Here is an 11378-nt window from a genome sequence, read left to right on the forward strand (position 1 = left end):
GCTTTGACCACCTCACGACGACCGCACACACCGTGATAGCTGGAGTTGATACGGGCGTAACCGCCGCCTATGGGTGCCGAAACAAGACAGCGCCACGATGGGGTCCGGTCGACGGCGGACAGGACGGTGCATGGAGACGGTCGCCACGGTGTGCGGTTACTGCGGCGTGGGCTGCGGTATGGACCTGCACGTGGCCGACGGGGTGGTGACGAAGGCGACCGGCCGCCTGGATCACCCCGCGAACCGGGGCCGGCTGTGCACCAAGGGCAACACCACCGCGGACATGCTGCGCGCGGGCGGGCGTCTGGATAAGGCCCTTCGCCGGCCACAACGCGGCGCCGAGGCCGAGCCGGTCGCCGTCGACACCGCCATCGCGGAGGTGGCCGCCCGGTTGTCGGCGATCCGCGACGAGCACGGGCCCGACGCGATCGCCCTGTACGTGTCGGGGCAGATGTCCATCGAGGCGCAGTATCTGGCCAACAAGCTGGCCAAGGGCTATCTGCGCACGCAGTGGATCGAGTCCAACTCGCGGCTGTGCATGGCCAGCGCCGGCACCGGCTACAAACAGTCGCTGGGGGCTGACGGTCCGCCCGGCAGCTATGACGACTTGGATACCGCGGACCTGTTCCTGGTGCTGGGTGCGAACATGGCCGACTGCCATCCGATCCTGTACCTGCGCATGATGGACCGCGTCCGCGACGGCGCCAAGCTGGTGGTCGTCGATCCCCGGCGTACCGCCACCGCGGCCAAGGCGAACTTCTATCTGCCGGTGCGGCCGGGCACCGACCTGGCGTTACTGAACGGGCTGCTGCGGCTGGTGCGCGACGCGGGCGGCGTGGACACCGATTTCGTGGCCGCCTACACCGAGGGCTGGGAGCCGCTGGACGCCCTGCTCGACGAGTATCCGGCCGACCTCGTCGCCGACATCACCGGCCTCGACGAGGCGGATCTGCGCGCCGTCGCGGAGTTGATCTGCGGCACCAAGAACTGGGTGAGCCTGTGGACGATGGGGCTGAACCAGTCCACCCACGGCACCTGGAACACCAACGCCTTATGCAATCTGCACCTGGCGACCGGAGCGATATGCCACCCGGGTGCGGGCCCGTTCTCGTTAACCGGTCAGCCCAACGCGATGGGCGGCCGGGAAATGGGATACATGGGCCCGGGCCTGCCCGGGCAGCGGTCGGCCCTGGATCCCGACGACCGGGCCTTCGTCGAGGCCCGTTGGGGGCTCGAGCCCGACACGATTCGCGCCGAAGGAGGTACCGGTACCGTCGACATGTACCGGCGGATGGCCGACGGCGAGATCCGGGCGGCGTGGATCATCTGCACCAATCCCGTTGCCTCGGTGGCGAATCGGGCATCAGTGATCGCCGGCCTGCAGCGGGCCGAGCTGGTGGTGGTACAGGAGGCGTTCGCAGGCGTCGAAACCTCTGAATACGCCGACGTGGTGCTGCCCGCCGCGCTGTGGGCCGAAGCCGACGGGGTGATGGTCAACAGCGAGCGCACCCTCACACATTGCGGAGCCGCGATGGCCCCGCCGGGCGACGCCGCCCCGGACTGGCAGCTGATTTGCCTGGTGGCGACCGCGATGGGCTACCCCGGTTTCGAATTCGACTCGGCCGCCGATGTTTTCGATGAACTGGCCGGCTTTCACAACCCTCGCACCGGCTGGGATCTGCGCGGTGTGGACTACGACCGGCTGCGCCGCGGGCCGGTGCAGTGGCCCGCTGCGCCCGGCTGCGACGACCGCAACCCGATCCGCTACCGCAACGACGGCGTCAGCCAGGATCTGCACACCGCCGACGACGGCACCGTCCCGGCGCTGGCCTTCCCGACCCCGAGCCGGCGCGCCCGGTTCCTGCCGCGGCCCCATCTCCCCGCGGCCGAGCTGCCCGACGATGGCTTCCCGATGGTGTTCACCACCGGCAGGCTGGCGCACCAATGGCACACCATGACCAAAACCGGGCGCGTCGCCAAGCTCAACAAACTCAACCCCGAACCGTTCCTGCAGCTGCACCCCGAGGACGCCGGACGGCTCGGAATACGCGACGGCGACCGGGTCGAGATCCGTTCCCGCCGTGGCCGAGCCGTGCTCCCGGCGGCGGTAGACGACGCCGTGCGTCCCGGCGTGTGCTTCGCCCCGATGCACTGGTCCGACGCGTTCGGAACAGACCTGGCAGTCAACGCGGTCACCAACGACGCGGTCGACGCCGACTCGCTGCAGCCCGAATTCAAGGTGTGCGCCGTGGCGGTTACGGCGATCGAGACCGAGGCGTCCCCAGTCCAACTCACCCCGGAGGTAGCGGTGGCGCCGATTGAGGCGCTCGCCGCCGCGCTGGGCCCGCTGCCCTCGCTTGCGACGCTGAGCGACGCCGAGCAGCTGTTCCTGTCCGGCTTGCTAGCCGGCGTCCGCGCGAATCCGCCCGCGGGCCTGCTCCCGACGCTGCCCGCGGTGACGCCGCTCACGCCCGGAAACCGGGCGTGGGTCGAGGGCGTGCTGGCCGGGATCTTCTGCCGCGCAGAGCAATCGACCGCCGCCGCGACGGCCGGTCCCCAGCCACCTGCCGGGGCACCGGCGACCACTGTGGTGTGGGCGTCGCAGACCGGCACCGCCGAGGAATACGCGCACACGTGCGTCGAACAGCTGAGCGGGGCAGGTATCGCGGCTCGGCTTCGCGGAGCCGAAGAAGTGTCGGTGACTGACCTGACCGGCACCGTACTGTTCGTCGTGGCCACCACCGGCGACGGGGACGCCCCCGACAACGGCATCGCGCTGTGGGACGCTTTGGCCGCCGCCGAGCCCGGCGACCTCGACAACCTCAGCTTCTCCGTTCTCGGTTTCGGTGACTTGTCATACGCCGATTTCTGCGGCTTCGCCCGCAAGCTCGATGCACGCCTGGAGTATCTGGGCGCGCACCGCATCGTCGACCGCGCCTCGTGCGAACCCGACTTCGAGGCCACCGCGCAAGCCTGGACCAACCGCGTCACCGCCGCACTGGGCGAACAGCCCTCCGGCGCGACGGTGCCGAAATCGACCGCGGCACAGTCTTATTCGCGGACCAATCCGCTTCGTACCACCATCGCCAGTAACGTCGCACTGTGCGGCGCCGGCTCTGAGAAGGACGTGCGCAACATCGCCATCCACCTGCCGGAGGGCACGCTCGAGTACGGCGCAGGCGACGCGCTGGGCGTGTGGCCGCACAACCAGCCCGACACCGTCGCCGAATTCCTCGAACTCACCAGCTTGGACGGCTCCGCCGAGATCGCCGTCGGCGACGACAAGATGCCCCTCACGGAGGCCCTCCGGCTACGACTGGACTTCACCCGAATCACCCCCGACCTGCTGCGGTTCGTCCACGAACGCCACCCGGGCGACGACTTGAAGGCGGTGATCGACGATCCCACCCGCTTCGCCCAGTGGACCTGGGGGCGCCAAGCCCTCGACCTGCTGGTCAGCCATCCGGTCAAAGCGGAGGTCGACGAGTGGCTCGACGTACTGCGGCCGTTGACCCCGAGGCTGTACTCGATATCGTCGAGTCCACTCGAGGACTCGACGCAAGTGCACCTAACCCCCGGCGTCGTCCGGTTCGAGTCGTCGGCCGGCGCCACCGACGGCGCCCTGCGACACGGCGTGTGCTCGGGATATTTGGCGCACCTGGAGCCCGGCGCCGAGGTGGACGTATTCATCCAGCGCACCAAGCATTTCCGACCGCCCCAGGACCCCGATGCGCGGGTGATCATGGTCGGCCCGGGGACCGGGATTGCGCCGTTCCGCGGGTTCCTGCATGACCGCGCCGCCCGCGGGCACACCGGCGACAACTGGCTGTTCTTCGGCGAGCGCCACGAAGCGACGGAGTTCTACTACCGCGACGAGCTGGACGCCTTCGCCCGGTCGGGGGTGCTGACCCGCCTCAACACCGCGTTCTCCCGCGACGGCGACGCCAAGCTCTACGTGCAGGACCGGATGCGGGAAAACGCCGCCGACCTGTGGAAGTGGATTGCAGACGGCGCCTATGTGTACGTGTGCGGCGAGGCTGCCCGGATGGCCCGCGACGTCGATGAGGCGCTGCGCGGCATCATCGCCCAGCACGGCGGACAGAGCCCGAAGAGCGCTGCGACGTACCTGCAGGCGATGTCAGCCGAGCGACGTTACGTGCGGGATGTCTATTGAGTACCGCCATCGGGCACGCCGCCACTACTCGCGCGCCGGTCTCGGCCGCCGTGGCCGGCCGGCGGCGACCGCTACGCGCCATCGTTCTCGCCGGCGGCGCGTCCAAGCGCCTGGGCGCCGACAAGCCGGAGCAGCGGGTCGGCGGCCGGCGGTTGCTGGACGTCGCGCTCGCCGCAGTAGCCGACGCGGAGGCCGTCGTGGTGGTGGGGCCGCCGCGCGACGTGCCCGACGAGATCACCGTCATATGTGAGGACCCGCCCGGATCGGGCCCCGTCGCCGCGCTCGCCGCGGGCTTCGCGGCGCTGCCCGACGGCCCGGCCGACATCGTGGTGCTCGCGGCTGATCTGCCGCGGATCACACCCGCGGCCGTGGCGGCGCTGGCAGCCGCCCGCGGCGACGCCCCGGTCGCTCTTGCGGTCGACGACGGTGGCCGCGTCCAGTACCTCGCCGCAGTCTGGGATTCTGCGGCGCTGGCCGCCGCGCTTGCCAGCGCCCCGTCACGGGTGCAGGACCTGCTCCCCGGCAACGCGGTGACCTCCGCAGTGGGCGACGTCGACGACGTCGACACCCCCGACCAGCTCGCCGCGGCGCGGGCCCGGGCAGACAGCGCCCCCGATGGTGCCCGGGCTACCGTTCAAGCCTCGGTAGCACCGGTCGACGTCGCCGCGCGCTGCCTGGACGCGGCGGTCGGCGGCGCGCTCGCCGAACCGCTCGCGGCGGCAGCGCCATTCCCGCCGTTCGACGTGTCCGCGATGGACGGCTGGGCCGTCGCGGGGCACAGCCCCTGGATACCGGAAGCGGGCGCCGTCCCCGCAGGGACCTGCGGTGGCGCGCTCACCCCTGGACACGCCCGCCGCATCGCCACCGGCGCCCCGCTGCCCGCGGGCGCCGAGCGGGTTATCCGCGACGAGGAGGTAGACGTCTCGCCTGACCTGTTGCGCGAAAAGGGTTTCCGCGATTTCGTCCGCGACGACACCCGGCGCCGAGGCAGCGAGTGGACGGCCGGCACGGTCCTCGCCGAGATCGGTACCCGGGTCGACGAAGCCGTCGCGTCGCTGGCCCGTTCCGCCGGCGTGCACAGGCTCGCGGTGCGCGGGCCGATTCGTGTCACACTGCACACCTCGGGTGACGAGATCGCCGCGGGCGGTGAGGTCGCAGACCCGAGGCGGCCGCTGCTGCCTGAGACGGCCGCGGGGCCCGTTACCGCCCGGCTGCGTGCTCTGGGCGCAACGGTCACCACCGGCGCGCACCTGCCGGACGCGCCGGGCGCGCTGGAGGCGGCGCTGGCCGGTGACGCAGATCTGGTGGTCGTCATCGGCGCCACCGGCCGAGGCGTCGCCGACCACCTGCGTGACGCTATCGCCCGCGCCGGCGGCATGGTCGTGGTCGACGGGGTGGCCGTGCGGCCCGGTGGGTCGGTGCTGGTCGCGATCCTGCCGGGTAATCAGGGCCGTCCGGGCGGGCGGGTGCTACTCGGTCTCGGCGGCAACCCCCTGGCCGCGGTCGCCGGTGTCGCGTTGCTCGGGCCGGCGGTCGTCGACGCCCTGACCGGGGCTGCTCCTTCCCCCGTCGACCTGTTCTCCGTGCGCGGCTTCCCGCCGACGAATCGATGGCGCGTCACCGCCGTCGAGCCCGACGGCGGTGGGCAGTGGGTGGCGCCCGGCCACGCCGCGACGTCGCATCTGGCCGCCCTCGTCGGGCGGCGTGGCCTCGCACTGATCCCGCCCGACACGGCCGACGGAGCCCTCGTCGAGCGCCTCACCTAGCCTTCCGCCCTCACGCGCCCACCCGGGACGAAGTGAGAAAGGCGTGACCGTGCGGCAACCGTATGCCACGCCGCCGCAATACCGGGCTCCTACCGTCAATCGACAAACCGGACGGGAGGAGCGAAAGGGTGCGCGTACGCACGGTCGTGGTCATCGGGCACGGCATGGTCGGACACCGATTCGTCGAGGCGCTGCGGACGCGGGACACCGACGGCGCCTGGCGGATCGTGGTCCTCGCCGAGGAGGCCGACGCCGCCTACGACCGCGTCGGCTTGTCGTCGTACGTGGGTGCCTGGGACCGCTCGCTGCTCGCGCTCACCGGCAACGACTACGCTGGCGATGCTCTGGTCGACCTGCGCCTGAGTACTACGGTCACGGGTATCGACCGGGATGCCAAGCGGGTGACCGTTGCCGACGGCTCGGCCGTCGACTATGACGCCCTGGTGTTGGCCACCGGCTCGTACCCGTTCGTTCCGCCGGTGCCGGGCAGTGACTCCGACGGCTGCTATGTGTATAGGACGCTGGACGATCTGGATGCGATCCGTGCGGATGCCGAAGCCGCGCTGGCCCGCGACCCCGAGGCCGTCGGCATCGTGGTCGGCGGCGGACTGCTCGGCCTGGAGGCCGCTAACGCGCTGCGACTCTTGGGGATGCGACCGCACATCGTCGAGTTCGCGCCGCGGCTGATGCCGCTACAGGTCGACGAGGCCGGCGGCGAGCACCTCATGCGCTTGGTGCGTGGACTCGGTATCGACGTCACCATCGGGGCTGCTACGTCCGCCATCGAACAGCTTGCCGATGCCGAGGGCGATGGCCTTCGGGTAACACTCAGCAACGACGAGGTGATCGAGGCGGCGCTGCTGGTGTTCTCGGCCGGGGTCCGCCCGCGCGACGAGCTCGCTCGCGAGGCCGGCCTCGACATCGGTGAGCGGGGCGGCGTGATGTGCGACCTGACCTGCGCTACCAGCGATCCCGCCGTCTATGCCATCGGGGAGGTCGCCGCGATCCAAGGCCGCTGCTACGGCCTGGTCGGTCCCGGCTACACCAGCGCCGAAGTGGTGGCCAGCCACCTCCTCGGCGGTGATGCCGAATTCCCGGGCGCCGACCTGTCGACCAAACTGAAGCTGCTCGGCGTCGACGTCGCCAGCTTCGGCGACGCGATGGCCACCACGCCGGGTGCGCTGGCGGTCGTAGTGTCCGATCCGATCGGTGGGACCTACTCCAAGCTGGTGCTCTCCGACGACGCCCAGACCCTGCTCGGCGGCATCATGGTCGGGGATGCATCCAGCTACGGCACACTGCGGCCGCTGGTCGGCTCGCGGCTGCCCGGCGACCCCGTCGCCCTGATCGCGCCTGCCGGCTCCGGCGACAGACCCCGGATTGGCGTGGCCGCGCTGCCCGACGACGCCCAGATCTGCTCCTGCAACGACGTTTCCAAGGGCGCGCTGCGCTCGGCCATCGCCGACGGTTCGCGCACCGTCGCAGACCTCAAAAGCTGCACCAAAGCCGGCACGTCGTGCGGCTCCTGCCTGCCCCTGCTGTCGCAGCTCCTGGCAGCCGAAGGCGTCGAAGTCTCAAAGGCATTGTGCGAGCACTTTTCCCAGTCGCGGGCCGAGTTGTTCGAAATCGTCCACGCGAGCGGTATCCGCACCTTCTCCGGCCTGATCGAGCGGTACGGCGCCGGCGCCGGCTGCGATATCTGCAAACCGGCGGTGGCCTCCATCCTCGCGTCCACCAGCTCCGACCACATCCTCGACGGAGAACAGGCCTCGCTGCAGGACACCAACGACCACTTCCTGGCCAACCTTCAGCGCAACGGCACCTACTCGGTGGTGCCGCGCGTGCCCGGCGGCGACATCACCGCCGAGCAATTGATCCTGATCGGCGAGATCGCCCGGGATTTCGGCCTCTACACCAAAATCACCGGCGGGCAGCGCATCGATATGTTCGGCGCCACCGTCGACCAGCTGCCGCAGATCTGGGCGAGGCTCGTCGAGGGCGGCATGGAGTCCGGTCATGCCTACGGCAAGGCGCTACGAACCGTCAAGAGCTGCGTCGGCACCGACTGGTGCCGCTACGGCCAGCAGGATTCCGTGCAGATGGCCATCGACCTGGAGCTGCGCTACCGAGGCCTGCGGGCGCCGCACAAGATCAAGATGGGCGTCTCGGGCTGCGCCCGCGAGTGCGCCGAAGCCCGCGCAAAAGACGTCGGCGTGATCGCCACCGAATCCGGCTGGAATCTGTACCTGGGCGGCAACGGCGGCATGACCCCCAAGCATGCCCAGCTGCTCGCCTCCGACCTCGACGACGAAACTCTGCTGCGCTACATCGACCGCTTCCTCATCTACTACATCCGCACCGCGGACCGGTTGCAACGGACCGCGCCGTGGATCGAGGGCCTGGACGGCGGCCTGGACCACTTGCGTGAGGTCATCATCGATGACTCACTGGGCCTGGCCGCGGATTTCGAGGCCGCGATCCAGCGACACGTAGCCGGCTACTCCTGCGAGTGGAAGGCCGTGCTCGACGACCCCGACAAACTGACCCGGTTCGTGTCGTTCGTCAACGCGCCCGACGCACCCGACCCCACCGTCGAGTTCACCCAGAAGAACGGCCGCAAAGTCCCCGTCCTGATCGGAACCCCCGCCGTCCCGTCCCGCCGAAATCCGTCAGGAGTTTCTCGATGACCGATGCATTCGACACACGCCGCTGGCGAGGCGACTGGACCGCCGCCTGCGCGCTGTCTAGCCTGCAGCCGCTACGCGGCGTGGCGGTGCTGCTGCCGAACGGCGCCCAGGTCGCCCTGTTTCTTTTGGCGGACAACAGCGTCCGGGCCATCGGCAACATCGACCCGATCGGCCGTGCCGCGGTGCTCTCGCGCGGCATCGTCGGCGACCGCGACGGCTGCCCCGTGGTGCAGTCGCCGCTGAAGAAGCAAGCGTTCAGCCTGCTCGACGGCCGATGCCTCGACGCCCAAGGCGTGTTCGTCCCGGTATACGACACCCGCATCACGGTGGACGGCGCCGTTTACGTCGCCAACTCCCCCGGCATCCGGTTCGGTCACCGCCGCGCGCGGCCGCCCGCCTGACCGACGGACATCGCCAGCGGCGGCCCGAATGGCCTGAAAGGTCAAGCGCACAACGTGCCGATCTCAGGCGTAGGCCGGAACTGCGGCACGCCGGCGGTCACCATGCTGACGCAAAAACTTTGTCAAAGTCGTTGTCAGGGACCGCGTCGCGGAGCCGGTGAGCTGCGACTCCTTGGCCTGCAACAGAACCGACCCGGCCACCCGCAGGGACGCGAAAGTGACGGCGTCGACGCCACCGAGTGCGACCTTTTCGACCGGAGCATCCAGCGCAGCCAGGTACAGGACTCAGCGGCAGGCGATTCTCCTCACGGCGGACGCATTGCGGCAGTGAAATCTTCGTAGCGCTTCGGCTATCCCTGGACAACCACTCGGCAATCGTCGTGTCGTCTGATGATGTGCAACAACAACGCCGAAAGGGCGAATGAATGTCGAGCATCTATATGCAGATCGGCGTCGCGGAGGCACTAGAGACGGTCGTCGAAGGCGTTTATGACCAAGCGCTCGCCGGGCACGTACTGGCCAACTCATCACCATGGCCGCGGCAGATTGGCGTGCGGCAGTCCCGGCATGTAATCGCTGCCGGCTGAGCAACTAGAGGTTAAGCACATGGATTTCGGAGTGTTACCGCCGGAGATCAACTCCGGGCGCATGTATGTCGGTCCGGGGTCAGGGCCGATGTTGGCGGCCGCGGCGGCCTGGGATGGGCTGGCCGCCGAGCTGCGGACAAACGCAGCCGCATATGGCTCCGAGGTCTCGGGTCTGACTGCGGGGTGGCAGGGTCCGTCGTCGGCGACAATGGCCGCCGCTGCTACCCCCTACACGGGGTGGATCAGCGCCACCGCTGACCAAGCTGAGCAGACGGCCGCTCAGGCTCGGGCGGCGGCGGCCGCCTATGAAAGCGCACTTGCTGCGATGGTGCCCCCGCCGGTGATCGCGGCCAACCGCAGCCTGTTGATGTCGCTGATCGCGACCAACATTCTGGGTCAAAACACCCCGGCGATCGCGGCGACCGAGGTCCACTACGCCGAAATGTGGGCCCAAGACGCCACCGGGATGTACGGCTACGCCGGCTCCGCGGCGGCCGCCACCCAGATGACGCCGTTCACCGCGCCGCCGCAGACCACTAACCAAAGCGGGGCGGCCGCTCAGTCAGCCGCAGTCGCCCAAGCCACCGGCACCTCGGCCGGCAGCAACGTGCAGTCGACGCTGTCACAGCTGGTCTCGGCGGTGCCGCAAGCGCTGCAAAGCCTAACATTGCCAGCCGCATCGACATCAACGGCGTCGGGACTGCAGTCGAGCCTGTCGAGCCTGGCCACACTGGTGACGAACCTCACCGGAGGTTACTCGCCGTTTACCCCCTTTGACGTGGCCGGCGCGCCTTACCTCTTAGGCATACAGAGCGTCCTCTTACCCCAAAACGCGCAAGGTGTAGCCACGGTGCTCGGCGGTGGGGCGATGAAGTCGTTGTTACCGGCTTCGTTGTTACCGCCGGCGGCTTCGGGGACCGGACCGCTGTACCCGGCGGGCTTAGGAGGGGGAGGGGTATCGGCGGGTATCGGCCGCGCGGGCTGGGTCGGAGGGCTGTCGGTGCCCAAGAGCTGGACCGCCGCCGCCCCGGCGATCAGGTCGGTCGCCGCGGTGTTGCCCGACGCCGACCCGGCGATCGCCGCAGACGGCCGGGGAGGCCTGTTCAACAACGCGGCGTTGTCGAGTCTGGCCGGACGCGCTATCGCCGGTACTGCCACACCCTCCATCGGTAGCACCGCTACCCGTGTTATCGGGGGCGCTGCCGCCCCAGGTGCCCCCACTACGGCCACCATCATCGTGATACCGCCGATGGAGACATGACTGTCGATATTACTGCGCACCAGCCACGCTTTTACCCGTTGGGAGAACATAGTCGATGACGATCTACGACCAGTCAAATGCGCACGACGTGCATCGCGGCACCCTCCGGGCGCACGAGATCGTTCGCAATGTGCTTGCCGCTGAGAGCTTTTGGGACGGTGACCAAATGGGCGCGAACCCATCGGAGAAGGAGGACAGATGTCTTTCGTGACAACGCAACCGGAAATGTTGGCGGCGGCAGCCGCCAATTTGCAAGGTATCGGCGCGACACTAAGTGCCCAGAACGCGACCGCGGCGACCCCGACGACGGGGGTGGTACCCGCGGCGGCAGATGAGGTGTCCGCGCTGACCGCGGCGCAGTTCGCCGCGCACGCCCAAATGTATCAGGCAGTCAGCGCCCAGGCCGCGGCGATTCACGAGATGTTTGTGAACACCCTGGGTACCAGCGCCGGGTCGTACGCGGCCACCGAGGCCGCCAACGCGGTGGCGACGAGTTAAGAGG

General features: G+C 69.4%; 8 protein-coding genes. All 8 read left to right on the forward strand.

Going from position 1 to position 11378, the window contains the following annotated elements:
* Positions 1-130: 130 nt before the first annotated feature.
* Positions 131-4174 (forward strand): bifunctional nitrate reductase/sulfite reductase flavoprotein subunit alpha, encoded by a 4044-nt coding sequence (locus tag M5I08_RS25220; RefSeq protein ID WP_219069598.1) that lies wholly within the window; start codon positions 131-133, stop codon positions 4172-4174.
* A complete protein-coding gene (locus M5I08_RS25225; RefSeq protein WP_219069596.1) occupies positions 4171-5940 on the forward strand; it encodes an NTP transferase domain-containing protein in 1770 nt (589 codons plus the stop codon). The genes M5I08_RS25220 and M5I08_RS25225 overlap by 4 nt, the downstream gene beginning before the upstream one ends.
* Positions 5941-6104: 164 nt before the next feature.
* Complete coding sequence (nirB, locus tag M5I08_RS25230) at positions 6105-8627, forward strand: nitrite reductase large subunit NirB (RefSeq protein ID WP_249763542.1); 2523 nt, start codon at positions 6105-6107, stop codon at positions 8625-8627.
* Positions 8624-9028, forward strand: coding sequence for a nitrite reductase small subunit NirD (gene nirD / locus M5I08_RS25235; protein ID WP_249763503.1), 405 nt, complete (start codon positions 8624-8626; stop codon positions 9026-9028). Before nirB ends, nirD begins: the two co-directional genes overlap by 4 nt.
* 425 nt (positions 9029-9453) lie before the next feature.
* Positions 9454-9615 (forward strand): hypothetical protein, encoded by a 162-nt coding sequence (locus M5I08_RS25240; RefSeq protein ID WP_219070718.1) that lies wholly within the window; start codon positions 9454-9456, stop codon positions 9613-9615.
* 19 nt (positions 9616-9634) lie between these two features.
* Entirely contained in the window at positions 9635-10876 is a 1242-nt protein-coding gene (locus M5I08_RS25245; protein ID WP_219070720.1) for a PPE family protein, read from the forward strand.
* 55 nt (positions 10877-10931) lie between these two features.
* Entirely contained in the window at positions 10932-11087 is a 156-nt protein-coding gene (locus M5I08_RS25250) for a hypothetical protein (RefSeq protein ID WP_219070722.1), read from the forward strand.
* Positions 11075-11374, forward strand: coding sequence for a PE family protein (locus M5I08_RS25255; RefSeq protein WP_219070724.1), 300 nt, complete (start codon positions 11075-11077; stop codon positions 11372-11374). The genes M5I08_RS25250 and M5I08_RS25255 overlap by 13 nt, the downstream gene beginning before the upstream one ends.
* Positions 11375-11378 lie beyond the last annotated feature (4 nt).

Origin of the sequence: Candidatus Mycobacterium methanotrophicum (assembly GCF_023515995.1) — a bacterium.
GTDB lineage: Bacteria > Actinomycetota > Actinomycetes > Mycobacteriales > Mycobacteriaceae > Mycobacterium > Mycobacterium methanotrophicum.

What these genes read in the sequence shown, in the direction of transcription:
- M5I08_RS25255 (WP_219070724.1), top strand. Translation starts at nt 11,075, where the DNA reads ATGTCTTTCGTGACAACGCAACCGGAAATGTTGGCGGCGGCAGCCGCC.
- nirB (WP_249763542.1), top strand. Translation starts at nt 6,105, where the DNA reads ATGGTCGGACACCGATTCGTCGAGGCGCTGCGGACGCGGGACACCGAC.
- M5I08_RS25245 (WP_219070720.1), top strand. Translation starts at nt 9,635, where the DNA reads ATGGATTTCGGAGTGTTACCGCCGGAGATCAACTCCGGGCGCATGTAT.
- nirD (WP_249763503.1), top strand. Translation starts at nt 8,624, where the DNA reads ATGACCGATGCATTCGACACACGCCGCTGGCGAGGCGACTGGACCGCC.
- M5I08_RS25240 (WP_219070718.1), top strand. Translation starts at nt 9,454, where the DNA reads ATGTCGAGCATCTATATGCAGATCGGCGTCGCGGAGGCACTAGAGACG.
- M5I08_RS25250 (WP_219070722.1), top strand. Translation starts at nt 10,932, where the DNA reads ATGACGATCTACGACCAGTCAAATGCGCACGACGTGCATCGCGGCACC.
- M5I08_RS25220 (WP_219069598.1), top strand. Translation starts at nt 131, where the DNA reads ATGGAGACGGTCGCCACGGTGTGCGGTTACTGCGGCGTGGGCTGCGGT.